This is a genomic window from Archangium violaceum (assembly GCF_016887565.1).
In the GTDB taxonomy this organism is placed as follows: Bacteria; Myxococcota; Myxococcia; order Myxococcales; family Myxococcaceae; genus Archangium; species Archangium violaceum_B.
In genome coordinates this window covers 4,827,975-4,849,950 of record NZ_CP069396.1, presented here as the reverse complement: position 1 = coordinate 4,849,950, position 21,976 = coordinate 4,827,975, and the positions used below count along the sequence as shown (strand labels likewise).

The following is a 21,976-nucleotide window of genomic DNA, read 5'->3' as shown; positions in this document are numbered from 1 at the left end:
CTACTTCTTGGGGGCGTCCTTGGCGACCGGGGCGTCCTTCGGAGCGCTGGCCTTGCCCTTGGAGGTGTTGTAGGTGCGGATGACCTCGTTGGTCAGGTCGAACTGGCTGAGGGCGAAGACCAGACCGGAGTCGCGCTTCTCGAAGACCATGCTCAGCCCGTCGCGCTCGGCGATCTTGCCGATGACCTCGTCGATCTTCGCGATGATGGGCTCCATCTCCTTGCGCTCCTTCTCGGCGGCCTCACCGCGGCTCTGCTCCCACTTCTGGGCGAGCTCGTAGACCTTCTTCTGCAGGTCGGTGGCCTTCTGGATGCGCGTCTCCTCGCTCATGGCGCTGGCCTGCTTGTCCAGCGTCTCCTTCTCCTTGCGGAGGGCCTCCTGCTGGGAGTCGATCTCCTTCTGGCGGGACTCCAGCCACTTCTGGAGACGGACCTTGGCGGCCTTGCCGTCATCCACCTCGAGCAGGACGCGCTGGTAGTCCACGTACGCGACCTTCAGGTCGGCGGCCGCGGCCAGGGTCGGCACGGCAAGCGAGAGGGCAAGGGCCAGAACCGACAGTTTGCTTCGAAGCGACATGTGCGACAGCTCCTCGGGGGAAGTTTGAAACTCAGACGTCCCGTTCCAGTCCATCTTCAAACGGCCGTGAAGACGGCCGCTCGTGGACCGGGCGGACGACCTATCAGAAGAAATTGCCGATCGTAAACTCGAACAGGAGGGCCTGGTCTTCCGGACGTTTCGTGAGCGGGATTCCCCACTCGAAGCGCAGGGGACCGACCGGCGAGAACCACCGGAAGCCGAAACCCACCGAGTGGAAGAGCCCCAGGGGCAGGGTCCTGTTCTGGTTGCTCTCGAAGAAGTTCTCGTTGACGGCGAAGGCGTTGCCCGCGTCGTAGAAGAGCACGCCACGGATGCCGGCCTTCTCGACGATGGGGAACTCCAGCTCGACGTTGAGGATGAACTGCTTGTTGCCACCCACGTCGAGCCGCTGGATGGCGGCGTCCGGCGAGGCCGAGCGCGGCGCCAGCAGCGAGGGGCTGATGGTGCGCAGCGCGTAGCCACGCACCGAGTTGATGCCACCCAGGTAGTAGAGCTCCGAGATGGGCAGCGGGCGGTTGGCATCCAGCTGCTGGATGTAGCCGATGGTGGCGTTCGTCTTGAAGACGGCACCCAGGGGCAGCGGGAAGTAGAGGCGCGAGTAGGCCGAGTAGCGGGAGAAGAGGAACGAGCCGCCGAGCCAGCTGGGCGCGTACTCCACCGAGCCGTAGTGGATGAAGCCCTGGGAGGGGAAGAGGCGGTTGTTGCGCTTGTCGTAGGTGACGGACAGGCGCACCGAGCTCGTCACGCCGCTCAGGAAGCGGTTGGCCAACAGCACGCCGCCCAGGCCTTCCGCGGCCTGCACGTTCACGTGCTCCTGCGAGTAGCCCACGTTGACGAGCAGGTCCTCGAGGACCTGGTAGCCCAGGGACAGGCTGCCACCGGTCGATTGGCGGACGAAGTCGTCGTACTCCGCCTCCACCCGGAAGAAGTCCGCGGAGAGCAGGAAGTTGGTGTCCAGGAAGTACGGGTCGAAGAACGACAGCTGGACGAGCGAGCGCAGGCTGGAGATCTGCGCCGAGGCCGACACGCTCTGGCCCCAGCCGAGGAAGTTGTTCTGCGACACCTGGGCCGTGAAGATGAAGCTCTCCACGTTGGAGAAGCCGAGACCCACCTGGAAGGTACCGGTGGCCTTCTCCTTCACCTCCACCTGGATGACGATGGTGTCCGGGCTGCTGCCGGGCTTCTGCGTCACCTCCACCGTCTCGAAGAAGCCGAGCGCCGTGACGCGCTCCTTGCTGCGGCGCACGCCGGTGCCGCTGTAGAGCTCACCCTCGTAGACGCGCAGCTCGCGGCGGATGACCTTGTCGCGCGTCTTGGTGTTGCCGACGACGTCGATGCGCTCGATGGAGACCTGCGGACCCTTCTGCACGTCGAAGGTCAGGTCCACCGTCTTCGTCTCCGCGTTGACGGCGGTGACGGGGTTGATGTTGGCGTAGGCGTAACCACGGTCGTAGTAGACGTCCGTGAACGCCTGGATGTCCTGGCCCAGTTGCGCGCGGCTGAAGTTCTGGCCCGTCGAGGAGCGCATCTGCTTGGCCAGCTCCTCCTTGGACACCACCAGGTCACCGGAGAAGTCGATGTTCCCGATGTTGTAGCGCTCGCCCTCGGTCACCCGGATGGTGATGAAGATGTAGCGCTTGTCGGCGGAGAGCGAGACGGTGGGCTTGTCCACCCGGACGTTGATGAAGCCCTCGTCGTAGTAGGTGGCCTGGATGACGGCCAGGTCGCGCTGGAACACCTCCTCGCGGTAGGTGCCCTCGCCGGTGAGGAAGGAGAGGTAGCCGCCCTCCTTGGTGAGCATCACGTCCTTGAGTCGGGAGGCGGGGACCTTCTCCGCGCCCAGCAGGAGGATGTCCTTCACCATCACCTTGGCGTGCTCGTCGATGTTGAAGATGACATCGACCTGGCCGTTCTCGACGGGGTTGATCTTGTAGTTGACCTCGGCGAGGAAGTAGCCCTTGTCGACGTACTTCTCCTGGATCTTCTTCTGGGTGCGGCGCACCACGTCCAGGTCCAGGATGGAGAGGGCCTTGACCTCGATGGCCTCCTTCAGGTCGTCCTGGCTGAGCTCCTCGTTGCCGGCGAGCTTGACGGCGCGGATGGAGGGGCGCTCCTGCACGCGCACCACGTAGGCGATGCCACCGTTGGGCAGTTGCTGCGTCAACAGCTGCACATCGCTGAAGTAGCCGAGCGCCCAGACGGCGCGGAGATCCTCGGCGGTGCGCGCCTCGTCGAAGACCTGGCCCACCTTGGTCCTGAGGGCGCGGCGGACGGCCTCGGCCTCGACGCGGCGGTTGCCCTCGACACGGATGTCGACCACCTCACCCTCGCGGACCTCGCGGTCGGCGGGGGGCGCGGGGGTGTCGGCACCCGGCGCGGGGGGGACCGAGGGGAGCGCCGCGGGAGGCACGGAGGCCGGCGGGGTGCCCTCGTCCGCCTGCGCGAGCACACGACCGGGCATCACCGTCCAAACGGCGGCGAGCAGCGGGAGAAGGAACCTGAGCGAGAGAACGGGGAGCCTCAAGAGCAATCGCCAGTAAAGGGCGGGGCAATCTACGGGAGGAATTCGGCGGGTCTCAACGGGAAATCGCGTGGAGGGGGGGCTGGAGCGTCAAGCCTCGGTCACCTGGCCGGCCACCAACCGCAGCCGCCGGGGCATGGAGCGGGCCAATGTTTCATTGTGGGTCACCACCACGGCGGTGATGCCCAGGTCCCGGTTCACCTCGCGCAGGAGCTGGTGGATGCCCTCGCCGGTGGCGGGGTCCAGGTTGCCGGTGGGCTCGTCGGCCAGCAGCACCGCGGGCTTGAGCACCAGGGCCCGGGCCAGGGCCACGCGCTGGGCCTCGCCGCCGGACAGCTCGCCGGGCCGGTGCTCCACCCGGCTGCCCAACCCCACCCGCTCCAGCAGCTCGCGGGCGTAGGCATAGGACTGGGTCCGGTCCCGGCGCTGGACGAGCGCCGGCATGGCCACGTTCTCCAGGGCGGTGAACTCGGGCAGCAGGTAGTGGCTCTGGAAGACGAAGCCGATGGTGCGGTTGCGGAACTCGGCGATCTCCGCGTCGTTCATCGCGAAGACGGAGCGGCCCTCGAAGAGCAGCTCGCCCGCGGCCGGCATGTCCAGCGTGCCCAGCACGTGCAGGAAGGTGCTCTTGCCCGCGCCGGACGCGCCGATGAGACTCACCAGCTCGCCCTTCTCGATGTCCAGGGACACGCCCCGGAGCACGTCGATGCGCTTGCCGTGCAGGAAGTAGCTCTTGAAGACGTTGCGGATGGAGAGCAGCGCCATCGTCCTCACTCCGCCTTCAGGCCTTCCACCGGCTCCACGCTGCTCGCCTTGAGCGCGGGATAGATGGATGCCAGGTAGGTGACGAGTACCGCGATGACCACCGACAGCGCGGTCTGGAGGGGTTCGATCTTCACCGGCAGCGCCGGGATGTAATAGACGGACGGGTCCAGCTTGATGCCCACCTTCTCGATGAAAAGGCACCAGCTCAGGCCGGAGAAGAGGCCCAGCAGACCCCCGGCCACGCCAATCTGCAGGCCCTCGGCGAGGAAGATCTTCACGATGCCGCCGTCGGACACGCCGAGCGCCTTGAGTACGGCGATCTCCTTGCGCTTCTCCAGCACCAGCATGATGACGGTGGCCACGATGAGGCCGGCGGCCACCACGATGATGATGGACAGGATGATGCCCATCACCAGCTTCTCGAGCCGGAGCGCGGAGAAGATGTTGCGGTGGATCTCTCCCCAGTCGCGTGCGCGGTAGGGGTAGCCGCCCAGCTCGCGCGACACCAGGCTCGCGATGCGCCGGGCGTCATCCACGTCCAACACCTTCAGCTCGATGCCGCTGGGGCCATCGGTGCCAAAGAGCTTCTGCGCCTCGCCGAGCAGGATGTAGGCGAACTTGGCGTCGTACTCGTACATGCCCGAGTAGAAGATGCCGGCCACGCGGAAGGCCCGGCTCTTGGGGATGAGGCCCGCGGGGCCCAGCTCGGCGCCCTGCGGGGAGATGACGTTCACCCGGTCCCCCACCACCACGCGCAGGATGGTGGCCAGCTCCCGGCCGAGCACGATGCCGGGCAGCACCTTCTCCTGGGCGCTCTTGGTGCTCTTGCCGATGATGGGATCCTCGGACTCCTCCTCCTCTTCCTGCTTCTGGGAGGACTCGGTGCCGAAGCCCAGCGTGCGCCGGGGGGAGATCTTCTCGGGCTTCTGGAGGTAGTCCAGCTCGCCGCCCGGAAGCATGTTCTTGCGCAGATCCAACACCGAGCCCACGGTGTCCGGGTCGATGCCCTTGAGCACGATGCCCTGCACCTCATCGCCCTCGCCGAGCACCATGACGGGGTTGTCGATGGAGGGCGTCTGCCCCACCACGCCGGGCACCTTGGCGATCTGCTCCATCAGCCGCTTGTACTCGGACAGGTTGCCCGCGTACTTGGACACCACCACGTGCGAGTGGGCCCCGAGGATCTTCTGCTGGAGATCCACCTCGAAGCCGCTCATCACCGAGAGCACGATGATGAGGGCCATCACGCCCACGCCCACGCCGCCCACGGAGAGCGCCGTCATCATCATGGTGGGCGACTGCTCGCGCAGCTTGAGGTTGTTGAGCGCGGATGCGGCGGCGAGCGGGTCCTTCATGCCGAGCGCTCGGATGCGGGTGCGCTCCACGGCGGCCTCCACCGCGCGGATGATGCCGTAGACGATGAGCGGCGGGACGATGCCGAACATCAACACCGCCAGCGTGCCCAGCAGCAACGAGGGGCGGAACACGCCCACGTGCCTGCGGGCGACGAACAGCTCGAAGCCGAGCTTCAGGTCCACGCGCCCGCTGCCCGCGGCGATGAAGCCGGTGTTGATGCCCAGCACCAGCATCAGCACCAGCAGCGAGAAGACGAGCCAGTAGCCGATCACCGGGCGACCGAGCATGTCCGCCAGGTACGTCACCTCGCGCAGCCGGTAGCCCAGCGACATCTGGAGGTCCGGCAGCTGCTCCATCAGCGTCAGCAGCACGGGCACGGGCAGGCCGAAGTAGATGACGCCGATGGTGGCCTCGGGCATGGCCAGCCGCCGCGCCCGCGAGGCCCCCACGAAGCCGCTCCCGAAGGCCACGAGCGACGAGAGGATCAACGCGATGGCGAAGGCGCCCGTCGGAGGCAGCCCGCCCTCCCCTTCCGCTCCCGCGCCACCACCGCTGGACAGGAACGTCTGCAGGAGGATGAGCACCAGCTCCGAGAGCAGGATGCCCCCGCCGTAGGCGCCCAGGGTGCTCCAGTAGAAGTCGCGGTACTGGGCCAGCCGAGGGTAGAGCTCCGCCCCGGCGGCCGGGCTCGGTCCCTCGGCGGAGACCGGAGCACGCCGGATGCCGGCGGCGATGATCGCCCACCCCACCAGCCAGGCGGCCGCGCCGGACAGGATGAACTGTGTGCCGGAGACGTTCACCGAGGAGCGCAGGGCGGTGGACTGCACCGCCGTGAGCCCCAGCGCCTGGAGTGTCTGCAGCAGCCCACCCCAGGCGAGCATCGACATCCCCAGCACGCCGCCGACTCGCTCCCAGGCGTCGGACTTGGTGATGGCCACGCCGAGCAGCACGGCCCCCACGAGCGCCACGAGGGCGCCGCTCCAGATGAAGCTCCAGCGGTAGACGGTCTGCCGTTCGGCGTTCACGAGGTTTCCTGCCTACTTCGCAAGCGGCTTGAGGAGGGGGAACAGAATGACGTCGCGGATCGACGGCGCGTCCGAGAACAGCATGGCGACGCGATCAATCCCGATGCCCTCGCCGGCCGTGGGCGGCATGCCATGCTCGAGGGCGCGGATGTAGTCCTCGTCGTAGTCCATCGTCTCCTGCTGACCGCGCTGCTTGGCGTCCAGCTGGGCGAGGAAGCGGCCCTTCTGATCGATCGGGTCGTTGAGCTCGGAGAAGGCGTTGCCGATCTCCCGGCCGGCGACGAAGAGCTCGAAGCGGTCGGTGATGTCCGGATTCTGGTCGTTGCGGCGCGCCAGCGGACTGACGGCGGTGGGGTAGTGCGTGATGAAGGTGGGGTGCACCAGCTTCTGCTCCACGTGGTGCTCGAAGAGCGCGCCCACCAGCTCCCCGTGGTGCATGGTCTCGATGGCGCGGCGCTCGGCCTCGCCGTGCGTCGTCTTGAGCAGCTCGGCGCGCAGTCGATCCGCGTCCGCCATGTCCTTGTCGGAGAGCGAGGGGACCACCTCGCGGATGGCCTCGGTCATGGGGATGCGCTTCCAGCCCTTGCCGAAGTCCAGCACGTGACCCTGGTAGGTCACCTTCGTGTCCCCCGTCACCGCCTTCGCCGCGCCCGAGAGCATCTCCTCGGTGAGGTCCATCAGGTCCTCGAACGTGGCGTAGGCCTGGTAGAACTCGAGCATCGTGAACTCGGGGTTGTGCCGGGTGCTGATGCCCTCGTTGCGGAAGTTGCGGTTGATCTCGTAGACGCGCTCGATGCCGCCCACCACCAGACGCTTGAGGTACAGCTCCGGAGCGATCCGCATGTACAGATCGATGTCCAGCGCGTTGTGGTGGGTGATGAACGGACGCGCCGCCGCGCCGGACACCAGCGGGTGCATCATCGGGGTCTCCACCTCGACGAAGTCGCGAGCGTCGAGGAAGTCCCGGATGAAGCGGATGAGCTTGTTGCGCTTGAGGAAGGTCTGCTTCACCTCGGGGTTGGAGACCATGTCCAGGTAGCGCTGGCGGTAGCGGATCTCCACGTCCGTGAGGCCGTGCCACTTCTCGGGCAGGGGCCGCAGGGACTTGGTGAGCGGCACGAACTTCGTGGCGGACAGGGTCAGCTCGCCCGTCTTGGAGCGGAAGATGGTGCCCTGGACGGCGACGAAGTCACCCATGTCGGTGAGCTTGAAGAGCTCGTAGGCGTCCCCGAGGGCGTCCTTCTTGAGGTGGGCCTGGATCTCCCCCGAGCGGTCGCGCAGCTTGACGAAGGCGGCCTTGCCGAAGCTGCGCACGGCCACGATGCGGCCGGCCACGTCGTAGGAGATGGGCTCGGCCTTCTCCAGGTCCTCGATGGACTGGTTGCCGTGGCGCTCGAGGATGTTGGCGGCGAGGTGCTGGGGACGGTAGCCGTTGCCGTACGGGTTGAAGCCGGAGTCCCGCCATTTGCGCGCCTTGTCGAGGCGCTGGTCGTAGATCTCCTGCTCCTTGGACCCGAGGTCCGCTTCCGCGTTCTTGTTCTCTGGAGTGTCAGCCATGGGGCATCCCGTAAGGGCGCGGCACCGTAGCCAAGCGCACCCCGGGACGCAACGAATGGGTAAGGCGGATGTTCCCGACGGGCACTCCCCTGAGGCGCATGGGGAGTCAGGTCAGGCCCATGGATGTGACTTTTCAAGTCATCTCACACCTGACTGGAACATGATGCGGGGCATCGCGAGCCACGTGCTACCCTTCCGTGGGAAGGGGGGAAGACCCATGCCCGGACGTATCGCACTCGTGCCCGCGCTGCTCCTGCTCGTCGTCGGGACAGGATGCCCTCATGACTGGATGATTGGTGGCACCATGGATGAGGCCATGCAGAAGGACCTCCAAGAGGAGCGTGAGGCCCGGAAGGAGTGCCCGCCCAACCAGCCGCGCCGGAAGGAGTGCTATGGCCCCAACGGGCAACCTCCATGCCGCTGGATATGCGAGTGAGTTGGAAACGAGCCATTGGCATCATCGCGGGACTGCTGCTGCCCTTGCCGCTCGTCCTCACCCTCCACGCCGCGACTTCCTGGACACGCTGGTCCACCCCCTCACCCGAAACGGACATCAGCCCGATTCTGGCACCCGACGAGCGTCGCCAGCTCCAAACCTTCGAGAGGCACTGCACCCGACTCGAGGATTGTGAGCCACCTCTCGGGTGCCTCGAGCTCTACACGGGAGGGCCCCGCTTCTGCGTCGCCAGTGAGTGTCAGTCGGATTCCCAGTGCAAGGAGGGCTTCACCTGCCGAACACGCCCCACCCTGGACAATGGCCCACGGGTGCGGAGATGTGTCGTCATCGGTACGCGCCAGGAAGGACAACCCTGCGTCACCAGCGCGGACACACAGGAAGAAGCCTGTGTTCAGGGGCTCGTCTGCAACGGCGTCTGCGGCAGACCCTGCGGGTTGGAGGAACCCACGAGTTGTCCGGACGGCTTTGCTTGTCGCAATGGCCCCGATGGTCCTTCTTGTCGACCCCACTGCAAGGACAGGGCGTGCCCCGAAGGACAGGAGTGCATCCTCCACGACGATGACCTCCCCATGTGCGCGGTTCTCCGGGGAAGCAACTGTCAGCGAACGGCCTGCCCCGAGGGACGCGAGTGCCAGGTCCGCTATCGGCTCGGAGGGCAGCGGCCCACTGTCGACATGGAGTGCGTGGTGCCCTGTGGCAAGAACAAACCTCCGTGCCCGAACGGACTCGTTTGTGACTTTGGTGCCTGCCGCCAGCGGTGCGACCCGAACGGGCCGGATACCTGTGGCCCGAACAACAAGTGTGGCTACCTTCCCGTCGAAGAGTCGTGGCTGTGCTTTCCGCGGTACGACTGACGGGCTGCTGATGCCTCAGAGCCGCCCCTCGCGGCTCAGGGCGCGGACATGATGAGGAAGGCGCCCACCGCCGCCGCGATGAGCAGCGGGATGAGCACCTCCACCGGGAGCCGGTACTGCGCGTGCGCCAGGTGCAGCCGCTTCAGCCCGAAGCGCCGCTGCCGCTTCAGCCGCGTCATCACCATCGAGGTCAGCGCCGGCGGAGCCTTCTCCTTCTCCACCTTCCGCAGCCGCAACACGGTGCTCGAATAGCTCTGCCAGCCCTTCTGGCACTCGCCACACTCCTCCAGGTGCGAGCGCACCGCCTGCTCCTTCTCGGCGGGAAGCTCCTCGTCGGCGAGCGCGATGAACAGGGCCTTGGTCTCGCGGTGGCTGAGCTGTGCTGACATGTCCCGGAGTCTCCGCTGAAAACCGTTCATTCCTCAAGCCGTCCCAGGAGATCCGCCAGCTTCTCCCGCGCCCGGTGGAGCCGACTCTTCACGGTTCCCAACGCCAGCTCGGTGATGTCGACGATCTCCTCGTACGACAGTCCCTCGATGTCCCGCAGCGCCACCAGCATCCGCGCGTCCGGCTCCAGCTTCGAGATGGCCCACTGCACCCGCGCCTGCTCCCGCGCCGACTCCAATGCCGCGTCCGGCCCCGGCTGCGCCCCCAACGCCTCCGCCAACGCCCCCTCACTCTGCTCGCCGTACTCCTCCGACCGTCCCCTCCCCCGCCGCTTCAGGTACTTCAGCCGGTTGATGCAGTGGTTCTTTCCTATCCGGAACAGCCACGTGGACAGCTTCGCGTCCTCCCGGAACCTCGACAGGTTCTGGTGGGCGCTCACGAAGATGTCCTGCACCAGATCGTTCGCCTCCTCGCGATCCCCCACCATCCGCACGCAGAAGTCGAAGAGCCGGTCCTGATTGGCCCGCACCAGCGCCTCGAAGGCCTCCGGCTCGCCCCGCCGCAACCGCGCCAGCAGCAGGCGCTCCTCGCGCACGGCGGCCTCGGCCTCGCCGGTCACCGGCATCCCCTCCCGCTCCATCCCGAGCACCTCGCTCGAAGACACCGGTGACCTCCCACGCGGCCTACACCGCGCGCTTCCATCCTACCCCACCCTCGGCTCCCTGTTCCGCGACCTTGGACAACGAGGTCGCGGAAAGGTTCCCACCGGGGTTCCGGGCTACTCGGGGATGTTCCGGTTGGGGTTCTTCACCCCCATCAGCTGGGCGGTGACGAACTCCTCCAGTTCACCATCCAGCACCGCGTCCACGTTGCCCGTCTCCATGCCGGTGCGCAGGTCCTTCACCATGCGGTAGGGCGCCAGCACGTAGGAGCGGATCTGCGAGCCGAAGGAGATGTCCTTCTTCTGCGCCTCGGCCGCCGCCTGCTCGGCCTCACGCTTCTTCAGCTCCATCTCGTAGAGCCGGGCCCGGAGGATCTTGAACGCCATGTCCTTGTTGGCCGACTGCGAGCGCTCCGTCTGGCAGGTGATGAGGATGCCGGTGGGCAGGTGGCGCAGCTGCGCCGTCGAGGAGGTCTTGTTCACCTTCTGACCGCCCGCGCCGCCACCGCGGATGAACTTCAGCTCGTAGTCCTTCTCCGGGATGTCGATCTGGATGGAGTCATCGACCTCCGGGTACACGTCCACCGAGGCGAACGCCGTCTGCCGGCGCGCGTTGGCGTCGAAGGGGCTGATGCGCACCAGCCGGTGCACCCCCACCTCCGCCTTGAGGTAGCCGTAGGCGAACTCGCCCTCGATGCGCAGCGAGACGTTCTTGAAGCCCGCCTCTTCACCCGGCACCGAGTCGTTGAGCTCGACCTTCCAGCCCTTCTGCTCGCAGTAGCGCGTGTACATGCGCATGAGCATCGCGGCCCAGTCCATCGAGTCCGTGCCGCCCGCGCCCGCGTTGATGTCCATGAAGCAGTTGGACCGGTCCTGCTCGCCCGAGAGCATCCGCGCCAGCTCCAGCTTGGACACCTCCGTCTCCAGCGTGGTGAGCGAGTCCTCGGCCTCCTTCGCGCTGTCGGCGTCGTTGACCTCGGCCGCCAGTTCGAAGAGCACCTGCGCGTCGTCCAGGCCGCGCAGCGTCTTCTCGAAGGAGTTCACGCTCGACTCCAGCGTGGACTTCTCCTTGAGCATCGCCTGCGCCTTGGTGTTGTCGTCCCAGAAGGTGGGGAGCGTGGATTCGCGCTCGATCAGCGCGATACGTGACCGCTTGCGGTCGAGGTCAAAGATGCCCCCGGAGCGCCAGCAGGCGCTCCCGAAGGCCGTTGATCTTCTCCATCGAGTCGTTCGCCATGTGTTTCCTCAGTGTGCGGCGGGGGTGACCCGCGCGCGATTGCCGAAGCTTCTTAGGAAGCCTTCAGGGAAGAAGCCAGCGCGTCCGGTGCCCGGGCCGCCGCCGGAGCCCGGCCCAGCCGCAGCGCCCCGGCCATGCCCGCCGAGATGGGCAGGATGAGCGCGATGAGGCGCCAGTTGTCCTGGTCGAACATCGGCAGCGCCTTCAGCACCAGGCCCAGGAGCCCCAACCCGGCCAGCACCAGCCACAAGCGCCGCAGCCGCTCGGGCGCCCGCGCCGAGCCGAAGATCAGCTGGATGCCCAGCGGCAGCGCCAGCAACGTGAGCGGGTTGGCCAGGAAGAGGTTCTCATTGCGGTGCGTCACCGTGTGCTCGGTGAACAGCCACATGATGAACAAGGCAAAACCCGGAATCCCCAGCACCAGACCCACCAGGACGTTCTGCAGGCCGAGCAGGAGGCGGGGCGCCCGGGCTCCGCTCCGCCGGTGCCAGAGGGACAAGCCCACCGCGCCACCGCCGAACACGAGGCCCAGCACCAGCAGCACCGGCCCGTACTTCGGCGGCTGCTCGGGCGTCTGGGGACGGCCCTGCGAGGCGTAGGAGGTCATGTTCCTCGCCACCAGCGGGTGCTTCTGCCCGTCCTCCCCCACCACCTGCATCTCCGCCACCTGCCGCTCCAGCTCGTCCGGGAGGAAGGCCTCCTGCCAGCGGGTGATGGGCTGGTCGATTTCATCGTTCATCAGGAAGTCGAGCAGCAGGCTCATGGGCGGGCCCACCGACGTGTAGCGGCGCACGTGGTCGCGCAGCGTCATCCGCCCCGGAGTGCTCATCGCCTGTTGGAGCTGCCCGCCCAGCACCTTGTCGATGCCATCGCGCAGCCGCGTCACGCAGTTGTCGCTGTAGTGCTGGTACAGGTAGTTGCGGTTCTCCGGCAGCACGTTCACCGCCAGCAGCCGCGCCAGCTCCACCCTCTGCGCCACCGACAGGTTCAGCTCCTGCAACCGCACGTCCCGGTTCAGCGACCGGTAGAAGCGGAACGTGGCCCCGGGACTCGCGTCGTCCACCCAGAACTCGAGCCGCCCCATCGCGTAGCGCAGCAGCATGGTCTGGTCGAAGGAGAACATCCCGTAGTTGTAGAGGCGCGCCTGCTGGGCCTTGTGGTCCTCCACCACCAGCGAGCCGTGCCCCCACCACGACGCCACGTCATCGCCCGGCCCGAAGGTGACCAGGTAGATGCTCAGGTCCTCGCCCCGGCTCTCGCCCGTCCCCCAGGGAGGCATCTCCTGGGCATGTGCCGGGTGTGCAACCAGTAGGAGCAGGCCGAGCAGGCAGGTCAGCAATGGAGCAAGGCGGGGCATTGTCCGTCCCAACAAATGAGGGCGGGCCTACCTATCATGCGTAACGCCCGACTCAACCCCATGTGTGACAGCCAGGTGGGCGGGCGTTCAGCTCCCCCCCTCCAGGCCCCACCGTTCCAGGAAGGCCTGACGGTACGTCCGGCTGAGCACCACCGTGCTGCCGTCCTTCAGCACGAGGATGCCGTCCCCGTGCGTCCAGGGCTCCAGACGCGCCACGGCGTCCAGCTGGATGATCTCCCCGCGGTGCACCCGCACGAAGCGCTCCGGATCCAACCGCTCCTCCAGCGCCTTCAGTCCCTGGCGGACCAGGTGCTCGCCCTGGTCCGTGTGGAGGCGCACGTACTTGTCCTCCGCCGAGAGGCGGAAGACCCGATCCAGGCGCAGCGGCACCCAGGCCTCCCCCACCTTCACCACCAGCCGCTCCAATGGACGCCCCGGCTCCCGGGCTCGCGACAGGCCCGCCAGCAGCGCCTCGAGCCGCTCCGCGTCCTGGCGCCCCCCCACGAGCCGCGCGTGAGCCTTGTCCAGTGCCTTCTGGAAGCGCTCGGCATCGTACGGCTTGAGCAGGTAGTCCACCGCGTGCGCATCGAAGGCCTTCAGCGCGTACTGGTCGTACGCGGTGGAGAAGATCACCTGGGGACAGGCCTCGGGCCCCAGCACCTCCAACACCTCGAAGCCAGTGAGGCCCGGCATCTGCACGTCCAGGATGAGCAGCTCCGGCCGCAATGACTCCACCCGCGAGAGGGCCTCGTTCCCGTCGGCCGCCTCGCCCACCAGCTGGAAGCGCGGGTCGTCCGCCAGCAGGCGCTTCACCTTGGCCCGGGCCGGGGCCTCGTCGTCCACCACCAGCACGCGCGGGGGCGTCATACCGTCACCTCCCGGGGCAGCAGCAGCGTCACGCGCGCGCCTCCCTCGGGACCGCTGCCCCGCTCCAACCGGGCGCGCTCTCCGTGGAGGAGCGCGAGCACCCGCGTGAGGTGCTCCAGGCCCACCCCCGTCCCCCCGGCGGGAGAGGGCTCCCCGAGGCCCCGCCCCGTGTCCTCCACCTCCAAGGCCCAGCCTCCGCCCTCCCCTCTCGCACGGATGCGCACCTCCAGCGGCTCGCGCCGATCCTGATTGTGCTTCACCGCGTTCTCCACCAGCGTCTGCAGCGCGAAGCGGGGAACCTGGACCGGCTCCAGTCCCGGCGCCACCTCCCAGCGCACCCGCAGGCGCTCGCCAAAACGCGCCGTGAGGATGTCCACGAACCGCTGGGTGTGCGTCCGCTCCTCGGCCAGCGTCCAGGTCGGCCCCGCATGCTCCAGGCTCGCCCTCAGCAACTGCCCGAGATCGCTCAGCAGCCGATCCGTGCGGGACAGGTCCTCGTACATGACCGCGCTCACGGTATTGAGGGCATTGAAGAGGAAGTGCGGGTTGAGCTGACCGGTGAGCGATTGGAGCTGCGCCGTCCGCAGCTCTCCCTCCAACCGGGCGGCGTGCAGGGCCCGCGCCTGGCGCTCCCGCATCGTGTCCAGGAAGCTCCAGACGGTGGCGACCACCGCGTAGCCGATGAGATCCTTCTGCACCTCCATGGGGACGCGGAAGACCAGCGGCCCGTACTCGTACGCGCCCCAGCCGAGCCACGGATAGAGCAGATGGCGGGAGCCGACCATCACCGTGATGTGGAGGGCGGTGTAGAGCAGGAACGCCACCCCGTGCAGCCCCAGGAAACGGGCCCACCCCACGCGCGGGCCCGGCGCGTTGAGCACCGCCACCCGGATGATGGGCAGACAGAGCCAGGCCGAGAGACTTCCGGTCAGCTCCCAGAGGAACGGCCGGGACCAGGGCTGCCGGCTGCCATCGCCCAGGAGATTCAAGCGCACCGCGCTGCCCTGCCACAGGCCCATGGCCAGCAGGAGGCCGAACAATGCGAGCACCGTGCGCGGATGGAACCGTGGCCAGCGCCAGGGCGCACGGGCCGATGCATCCAGGGAATCAGGGGCGGGCATGGCGTCGTCAGGCAGTATGCACGGATTGTCCCTCCACGGGCTCCGGTGCCACGCGGGCCGGGTCTCGGGCCCGCGCCGGCTTCATCCCGAAGCAGGGCCTCAGCCAGCGCACCCGGGCGATGAGCTCACACAGGCCCCAGGTCGCCAGGAACGACCCGGCGAGCACCCCTCCGAAGAGGGCCCAGGGTCCCACCCGGAGGGACAGGAGCAGGTACCCCACGACGATGATCACCGTCTGGTGGAGGATGTAGAAGGGATAGGACAGCTCCTGCGCATGGGCGAGCCAGGGGCGGCGGGCCGTGATGTGCGCACGGGCGTACGCGAGCGCCGTGAGCAGGACCCCCCACACGAGCGCGTAGGTGCCGAGCACCTCGGGCACGAGCGGATACTCGGAGGGGTGCACCATGAGGGCGAAGAGCACCGCGGTGGCCAACAACAGCGCGCGCCGCCGCGCCACCAGATGCTCCCAGACCCGCGAGCAGCGGCCGAGCAGATGGCCCAGCAGGAAGAGCTGGCCGTAGTAGACGAAGGTGTTCGGATCATCGACGAGGGCGTGGGTCTCCGGGTAGCGGCGCAACAGCAGGCGGCCCAGGGCCAGCGGCAGGAAGAGGAGCGCCACGTTCCACCCCCGGGCGAGCCACGCGTCGGCCCGGGCGATGAAGGTCTGGCCTCGCGCCGTCCGCAGCCACGCGAGGAGCGGCAGGGTCAGCAGGCAGTAGATGAAGAGGTAGACCACGAACCAGAGGTGATGCCAGCTCGTACTGCCCTCGGGGTACGGCACGAACTGGAACACCGACGGGAGGAAATCCAGGTAGCTGCCCTGGAAGGACCCGTGCTGGAGCCGCTCGATGTAGATCTGCGGAGGCACCACCACGACCATGCCGAACAGCACCGGCCCCAGGAGGCGCTTCGTGCGGTCCCACGCGAAGGCGCCCGCCGAGCGCCGGCCCAGGGCGATGGCCGTGCCCACTCCGGAGATGAACATCAGCAGCGGCATCCTCACGTAGTGGAGGAACTCCATGGGCGGCTCCAGCACCGTGAGGGGCTCGGGGCTCTTCAGGTGCCAGTCCCACGAGTTGAACATCATGCCCGTGTGGAACAGGTGCAGCAGCAGGATGGCCACCACCCGGAGCCAGTCCAGGTCGGGGCGGCGGTCATTCTCGGCGCGAAGCGGTGTACCCATGTGGAGCCTCCTCCAGGCTCCAGGTACGACGGCTCCGGCGGGGTCACCACGCGAGAGACGTGAGACGGACCCGGGACGGCGCGAGCCGGACGCCCACAGCATTCCCCGGCTAGTGAAGCGTCCACGAAGTCCTCGGACATGGTCCGAGGGCCCGTGGATGTCCCCTCTCCCTCTGGGAGAGGGCTAGGGTGAGGGTCTTCCCCCTGGAGCGCATGACCCCATGGGAGTTCACAGAGGACGGCGAGGGGGGCGGTTGCGTGCCGCGATGCACACCGGACGAGGAACGCGGGTGACGACCCTCACCCCCCGCCCTCTCCCAGAGGGAGAGGGAGCATGGGCAACACGACTCTCTCCACGAACTTCGTGGACACTCCACTAGCTCACCTGGACGTGCGCCGCGTTGTCGACGATCGCCCTCGCCCCCTGGGCGTGGGCACAGTGGGCGCAGCAGTAGAACGTGTCGTTGGCTTCGATGCCGTGGCCCAGGATCTTGCAGCCGCACGTGCCGCAGATGGGGGCCAGCTTGTGGATGGCGCACTCGAAGCAATCGAAGGTGTGGGTCACTCCCGCGGTGACGACCTGAAAGGCCAGGTAGTACTCGTTGCCACAGACTTCGCACTGGGCCATGGGAAACCTCCTCGCGGTGACGGCGCGCTGGATGTGCATCACCTGAGGCGAAAAGTGGTTCCGCTCCCCCACCCGTGCCAGCGCGGCACGGCGGACCACCCACGGGCTCGCCAGGCAGCCAGGGAAATGGAGGAAGTCCCATTTCGCCCCAGTGCGAACAGATGGGGCAAAATGCCCCGCCCCCCTCCGCATGTGTCTCCGAGAGGGAGGTGGAGCGGCACAGGCATTGCTTGCCTGTCCAAGTATCCACCGAGCATCCAGGCACGCCGACCCGTGCGGCCTGATGAATGCCCAGGAGACGGTAGCCATGAAGGCAATTGACGAGGCCGGCGTTCCTTCCACCGCGGACGAGATCCAGAAGGCCCCTCTGGGCGAGGTGCTGGAGTTCATGCGCCTGTTGTGGGCCGTGGATCATCAGCTGAAATCGACCTCGAAGCTCATGGAGTCCAAGCTGGGACTGACGGGCCCTCAGCGGCTGGTGCTCCGGCTCGTGGGCCGCTACCCCGGCATCACCGCGGGCCGACTCGCGCGAATCCTCCATGTCCACCCCAGCACGCTCACCGGCGTCATGAAGCGCCTGGAGAAGCGGGGCCATGTCGAGCGCACGCCGGATCCGCTCGACGCGCGCAAGGCGCGCTTCTCCCTCACCCAGGCGGGCCGTGAGCTGGACGTCCCCACCACCGGCACCGTGGAGGCCGCCGTGGAGCGGGCGCTCTCCCGCGTGCCGGAAGCCCAGCTGGTGGGTGCCCAGGACGTGCTCACCGCGATCGCCGAGGAGCTGGGCGTCGGCAGCGCCCCGCTGCGTCAGGAGCCCTCCCACTCCTTCTCGCTTCGAGCCGGGTGAGCCCGCGCCGGGCCCCTGCGTGCTCAGAAGGGGGGCCCGCGCACCTGCACGTCGACGCCACCCGCGTTGACGAAGACGGCGAACCGACGCATGAGCTCCTCGCGCTGGGCTCCACTCAGCCCACCCATCATGCGTCGCAGCTCCCGCGCATCCTCCTCCGTCCACCGCCGGGCTCGACTGGCCTCGTCGATGAGGCGGTGGCCCTCCTGGAGCGACGCCACGCTCTCCGTCGAGGGTTCCGGGGCCGGCTCCTGTCCCGCCTTCGCGCGCCGCGGGCCCAGCTCCTCCTCGAGGATGCGCGACAGCTCCGCTCGGAGCCACGCGGCATCCAGGCCACCTCCACCAGGCGCGGCCACGGCACAGTGCACCTGCCGCGAGGCGGGACCGAGCCGGGCCTCCAGAGCCGTGAGCTGCGCGCCCTGCCGCTCGAGCAGGGTGCGCAGCTCGTCATGCGTGTCCAGGGGGGCCGAGCCCCTGCCCACGAGGAAGCCCAGGCCTCCTCCCAGCCCCCACGTCACCAGGAGCAACAGCTTCATCCGTGTCTGCATGGGCGATGATCTCCCGGCTGCATGGAGAGCGCGGCCACGAGGACCGCGCGTCTCCCCGCTGGATTACTGCAGCTTCGGCGCGTACTCCGAGCTGTTGCCCACGCCCAGGTACGTGCACGCCCCGCTCGTGTTCCACTCGAAGTAGATGAACGAGTCGCCCGAGATGCTCTGCGCCGCGTCCACCAGGCCCGCCACGCTCGACGTACAGTACACGTAGGTGCCCGCGGTGGTCTTCGCGGCGCAGCTCATGTTCTTGCTACCGTCGCTGTAGGCGTGCGTGTCGCACGAGATGAACTGGACATTGTCGTTGCTGTTCCGCGCCGCGCCGAGCGTGCCGTAGGCCGTCCGCCCCGGCACATCGATGAAGACCGGATAGGCATACCGGCTCCCCGCCCACGCCACCGTCCCCGCGAACAGGCTCGCCACCACACACCCCAGCACCGCGCTCTTCTTCGTCATGTCGTCTCCCTTTGGATTCTCAGAACCGGTGAAGACCGGCGTCCCCGTGAAAAGGGGAGCGGAAGAAATCCGCGCGCAAGCAGACGGTTCCGGGGGGACGGCATTCAATCCATGGCGCCTCGTATATGCATGAGGCAACGTGCGGTGGTGGTGAGCGCTCCGCTCAGGTCATGAGCTTGCGGGCCCGCGGAGCCACCGCGTCGCCCACCATGCCGCTCTCGCCCAGCAGCCGCTCCTCGGCGCGCGCCATCTTCTGCGCGTCCTTGGGGCGCTCGTGGTCATACCCCAGCAGGTGCAGCAGCCCGTGCGCCAGGTAGCGCGCCACCTCGGACTCCAGCGTGCGCTCGTACTCCTTCGCCTGCAGCTTCGCCGTGTCCAGCGAGATGACCACGTCTCCGAGCTGCCTCGGTCCCGGAGTCCCCTTGGGCAGGTCTCCCGCCGGGAAGCTCAGCACGTCCGTCGCCTTGTCCTTCTTGCGCCACGTGCGGTTGAGCCGGCGGATGGCGTGGTCTCCCACCAGGGAGATGGACAGCTCGCACCCCGTCAGCTCCAGCTTGCGCAGGAACGTCTCCGCCAGCTCCGTCACCAGCTTCGCGAAGCGCTTGCCCTGCGGGTGCGCCACCTGCAGCGTCACCCGGTTGTCCTCCTGCTCCTCGGGCTCCTCCTCGAAGTGGGCCAGCTCCACCCGGAAGGCCGGCGCGCAGACCGAGTAGTAGTCGCACGCCCCCTGCCCCTCGTTGCGGAACACCACCCGGTGGTCCTTGGGCACCAGCCCCATCTCCCCTTCGGCGATCCGCTGGCTGCGTCCATCCACCACCAGCGTCAGCTCGCCCTTGAGGACGATGACCACCTCGTCGAACCGGGCGGTGCGCGCCGGCGCGGACCAGCCCGGCGGCGCCAACATGCGCGCCACCGACATGGACTCGGTGCCCGTCGTCGCCGCGCCCACGAACTCCTCGACGCGCTTTCCGTCCTCGCGGGGAATGAGCTTCCCCTTGCGCAGCTTCACCACGTTCGGCCTCCCACGGACACGCGCCTCAGGTGCCCGCCGGGCGCGCCTTGCCGTCCTGCTTCGTCCCCGCCACCGTCAACGCCGCCCCCTTGGGGCCCGCCTGCAGCGCGCCCGCCGGGTACTCCGGGCGCGCATGGTAGATGCCCTCCAGCGTGTGCAGGAAGGATTGCGCGATGAGGTTCAAGTCCCGCAGTGTCAGATCGCACTCGTCCAGCTGCCCCTCGGAGAAGATGAGGTTGATCATCTTCTGCACCTGCGTGTGCAGCCGGGGCGTGGAGGGCTCGGGCAGCGAGCGCGTCGAGGCCTCCACCGCGTCGGCGATCATCACCAGCGCCGCCTCGCGGAACTGCGGCTTGGGGCCCGGATAGCGGTAGATGCTCTCGTCCAGGGGCTGGGCGCCTTCCTTGCCCTCCTGCTCCTTCAGGGCCTTGTGGAAGAAGTAGCCCACCAGCCGCGTGCCGTGGTGCTGGGGAATGGCATCCGCCACCAGCTTGGGCAGCCGGTACTGGCGCGCCATCTCCAGGCCTTCGGTGACGTGGCGCTTGATGATGACCGCGCTCATCGCCGGGGCGAGGCTGTCGTGCTTGTTCTCGCCCTTCTGGTTCTCGCCGAAGTAGAGCGGATTCCGGCCCTTGCCGATGTCGTGGTAGTACGCGCACGAGCGCGCCAGCAGCGGGTTGGCGCCGATGGCCTCCGCCGCGTTCTCCACCAACGTGCCGATGATGATGGAGTGGTGGTAGGTGCCCGGCGCCTGGACGATGAGCTCCTTGAGGGCCGGGTGGTTCAGGTTGGCCAGCTCCAGCAGCTTCAGGTCCGACGCGTAGCCGAACACGGACTCGATGAGCGGGGTGAGCGCCAGCACCACCACCGGCACCGCCAGGGACGTGCCCGCGAAGGCGAACACCGCGGTCATGGCCGTGTCGCTGTTGAGCCCCTTGCCCTCGGCCAGGAAGAGGCAGAACACCGCCAGCAGGTTGACGGCGCCCGTGGACAGGCCCGCCTTGAAGATGCCCACGCGGTCCTTGGCCTTGGTGATGCGGTCCGCCGCCACCAGCGCGCCCACCAGGGCATAGATGCCGAAGGACAGCGAGTTGCCCAGCATCACCCCGGCCAGGCACGCCATCACCAGCGCGAAGAAGAGCGCCAGCTCCTCGGAGAGGACGAAGCGCACCAGCATGGCCCCGGCCGCCACCGGGAAGGCGTAATAGAAGGCCTCCAGCGGCAGCGCCGCGTACCGGTCCTGCACCGCGTCCGCGATGGACACCCAGAGCTGCAACAGCCCCAGCATCGTCACCAGCAGCAGGCCCAGCAGCAGCCCGTCCTTGCGTGTGGGACGGAAGCGCCGGAAGGCCGCCCGGCAGAACAGGTACGTCGCCGAGATGAGCAGCGCCACCAGCCCCGTGCCCCCCACCTGCAGCTGCACCAGATCCAACCGGTCCGTCTGCGAGCGCATGCCCCGGATGGTCACCAGGTGCGTCTCGTTGACCAGCTCCCCGTCGCCGATGACCCGCTGGCCCTTCTTGATGGAGATGAAGACGTCCTTCACCGCCATCGCCGCCTGACGCCGCCGCGCGTCCGTCTCCGCCAGGTTGATGGTGAGGTTGGGCCGCACCAGCCGCTTGGCCAGCCGCAGCACCGCCCGGCGCTGCACGCCCGGCGAGTCCGGCAGCAGGTTGCCCGGAATGGAGGCGAACCGGTCCAGCTCCATGTAGGCCTCGCGCACGTCCACCACCGTGGGCGACGTTCCAGGCAGCATCTGCTCGCCGTTGTGCCGCAGGTCCCTCACGGTGATGCCCTGGGGGCCCTCGCGCGACAGCTCCTCTCGCGAGCTCGCGATGAACACCGCCGTGGGCTCGGAGAAGCCGTAGGCCCGCTCCACCAGCACCAGCGTGGCCGCCTCCACCGCTTCGGAGAAGCGCGCCGCGTGCAACGCCTGGAAGTCCTCCGGCTCGAGCCCCGCGTCCTTGCGCCCGAACAGGAGCACCTGGAAGTCCTCCCGCAGCGCGTCCAGCTCGCGGCGCTGGCGCTCACGCTCCTCCGCCTGGGTCGGCTTGCGCGCCGGGGGCTTCTGCGCCTCCACCGGCTGGGCGACCGCGACCTCGTCGGCGGGCTCCTTCGCCGCCGCCAGGCGCTGGCGCATCTCCGTGAAGGCCCCGCTCACCCCGGCGCGTACCTCCGACACCACCCCCGGGCTCAGGTCGTACACCGGCCGCACCGCGCCGCGCGCCTCCTGGCGCCGCTGCTCGGTCATCGCCTGGTGGATGATCTCGTAGTCCCGCCCGGCCTTGAAGCCCGCCGGGGAACTCGCCCGGAAGGGCTTGCCCAGGTGGTCCTCGGTGAGGGCGGGGATCTGCTGGCTGTAGAGGCCAGGGGAGATGACGAAGCCGGAGGCCACCGACACCGCCAGCAGCAACAGCACGCTCGTCAAACGTCGACCCCACCGGGGACTGAGCCGGAAGCGGTGTGCGAGTGCGTCCAGCGGACTGGGTCCGGGGGGCGACGATTCCGGTTCGGCCATGGGGGTACTCAACCTATGGGAGG

The 21,976-nt window shown here is 68.1% G+C and carries 19 protein-coding genes; 2 read left to right on the top strand and 17 right to left on the bottom strand.

Features of this window, described 5'->3' with window-relative positions:
* The 5 genes from JRI60_RS19905 to lysS all read right to left on the bottom strand — a co-directional run bounded on the left by JRI60_RS19905 (position 1) and on the right by lysS (position 7,821).
* Positions 1-576, bottom strand: coding sequence for an OmpH family outer membrane protein (locus JRI60_RS19905; protein WP_204227440.1), 576 nt, complete (start codon positions 574-576; stop codon positions 1-3).
* A gap of 103 nt (positions 577-679) precedes the next feature.
* Positions 680-3,058, bottom strand: a complete 2,379-nt coding sequence (bamA, locus tag JRI60_RS19900) for an outer membrane protein assembly factor BamA (RefSeq protein ID WP_204227439.1) — start codon at positions 3,056-3,058, stop codon at positions 680-682.
* A gap of 150 nt (positions 3,059-3,208) precedes the next feature.
* A complete protein-coding gene (locus JRI60_RS19895) occupies positions 3,209-3,883 on the bottom strand; it encodes an ABC transporter ATP-binding protein (protein WP_204227438.1) in 675 nt (224 codons plus the stop codon).
* 5 nt (positions 3,884-3,888) lie between these two features.
* On the bottom strand, positions 3,889-6,264 hold the full coding sequence (locus JRI60_RS19890; RefSeq protein ID WP_204227437.1) for an ABC transporter permease: 2,376 nt from the start codon (positions 6,262-6,264) through the stop codon (positions 3,889-3,891).
* Between the two features lie 12 nt (positions 6,265-6,276).
* Positions 6,277-7,821, bottom strand: coding sequence for a lysine--tRNA ligase (gene lysS / locus JRI60_RS19885; RefSeq protein ID WP_204227436.1), 1,545 nt, complete (start codon positions 7,819-7,821; stop codon positions 6,277-6,279).
* A 217-nt stretch (positions 7,822-8,038) separates the two neighbouring features.
* Here lysS and JRI60_RS19880 point away from each other — a divergent pair, with 217 nt between their 5' ends.
* Entirely contained in the window at positions 8,039-8,257 is a 219-nt protein-coding gene (locus JRI60_RS19880; RefSeq protein ID WP_204227435.1) for a hypothetical protein, read from the top strand.
* Positions 8,258-9,167: 910 nt separating this feature from the next.
* Here JRI60_RS19880 and JRI60_RS19875 read toward each other — a convergent pair.
* The 8 genes from JRI60_RS19875 to JRI60_RS19840 form a co-directional block, all read right to left on the bottom strand.
* On the bottom strand, positions 9,168-9,521 hold the full coding sequence (locus JRI60_RS19875; protein ID WP_239470618.1) for an anti-sigma factor family protein: 354 nt from the start codon (positions 9,519-9,521) through the stop codon (positions 9,168-9,170).
* A 26-nt stretch (positions 9,522-9,547) separates the two neighbouring features.
* A complete protein-coding gene (locus JRI60_RS19870; protein WP_430384390.1) occupies positions 9,548-10,183 on the bottom strand; it encodes a sigma-70 family RNA polymerase sigma factor in 636 nt (211 codons plus the stop codon).
* A 114-nt stretch (positions 10,184-10,297) separates the two neighbouring features.
* Positions 10,298-11,417 (bottom strand): peptide chain release factor 2 gene (gene prfB, locus JRI60_RS19865; RefSeq protein WP_239470617.1). Its coding sequence is split into 2 segments (ribosomal slippage): positions 10,298-11,347 and positions 11,349-11,417, totalling 1,119 coding nucleotides; the frame shifts between segments, so codons are not numbered across the junction.
* A 52-nt stretch (positions 11,418-11,469) separates the two neighbouring features.
* Complete coding sequence (locus JRI60_RS19860; RefSeq protein WP_204227433.1) at positions 11,470-12,774, bottom strand: DUF4105 domain-containing protein; 1,305 nt, start codon at positions 12,772-12,774, stop codon at positions 11,470-11,472.
* An 87-nt stretch (positions 12,775-12,861) separates the two neighbouring features.
* A complete protein-coding gene (locus JRI60_RS19855) occupies positions 12,862-13,641 on the bottom strand; it encodes a LytR/AlgR family response regulator transcription factor (protein WP_204227432.1) in 780 nt (259 codons plus the stop codon).
* Positions 13,638-14,690 (bottom strand): sensor histidine kinase, encoded by a 1,053-nt coding sequence (locus JRI60_RS19850; protein ID WP_239470616.1) that lies wholly within the window; start codon positions 14,688-14,690, stop codon positions 13,638-13,640. Before JRI60_RS19850 ends, JRI60_RS19855 begins: the two co-directional genes overlap by 4 nt.
* Positions 14,691-14,769: 79 nt before the next feature.
* On the bottom strand, positions 14,770-15,945 hold the full coding sequence (locus JRI60_RS19845) for an acyltransferase family protein (protein ID WP_204227430.1): 1,176 nt from the start codon (positions 15,943-15,945) through the stop codon (positions 14,770-14,772).
* Between the two features lie 375 nt (positions 15,946-16,320).
* Entirely contained in the window at positions 16,321-16,572 is a 252-nt protein-coding gene (locus JRI60_RS19840) for a hypothetical protein (RefSeq protein WP_204227429.1), read from the bottom strand.
* Between the two features lie 307 nt (positions 16,573-16,879).
* Between JRI60_RS19840 and JRI60_RS19835 the strand changes: the two genes are divergently transcribed.
* Entirely contained in the window at positions 16,880-17,416 is a 537-nt protein-coding gene (locus tag JRI60_RS19835) for a MarR family winged helix-turn-helix transcriptional regulator (protein WP_204227428.1), read from the top strand.
* A 23-nt stretch (positions 17,417-17,439) separates the two neighbouring features.
* Here JRI60_RS19835 and JRI60_RS19830 read toward each other — a convergent pair whose 3' ends face one another.
* The 4 genes from JRI60_RS19830 to JRI60_RS19815 all read right to left on the bottom strand — a co-directional run bounded on the left by JRI60_RS19830 (position 17,440) and on the right by JRI60_RS19815 (position 21,953).
* Positions 17,440-17,964 carry a hypothetical protein gene (locus JRI60_RS19830; RefSeq protein ID WP_204227427.1) on the bottom strand — a complete coding sequence of 175 codons (525 nt, stop codon included), beginning with the start codon at positions 17,962-17,964 and terminating at the stop codon, positions 17,440-17,442.
* A 63-nt stretch (positions 17,965-18,027) separates the two neighbouring features.
* A complete protein-coding gene (locus JRI60_RS19825) occupies positions 18,028-18,423 on the bottom strand; it encodes a hypothetical protein (RefSeq protein ID WP_204227426.1) in 396 nt (131 codons plus the stop codon).
* A gap of 163 nt (positions 18,424-18,586) precedes the next feature.
* Positions 18,587-19,432, bottom strand: a complete 846-nt coding sequence (gene ybeY, locus JRI60_RS19820) for an rRNA maturation RNase YbeY (RefSeq protein WP_204227425.1) — start codon at positions 19,430-19,432, stop codon at positions 18,587-18,589.
* Positions 19,433-19,460: 28 nt separating this feature from the next.
* Entirely contained in the window at positions 19,461-21,953 is a 2,493-nt protein-coding gene (locus tag JRI60_RS19815; protein ID WP_204227424.1) for an HD family phosphohydrolase, read from the bottom strand.
* Positions 21,954-21,976: the final 23 nt, after the last annotated feature.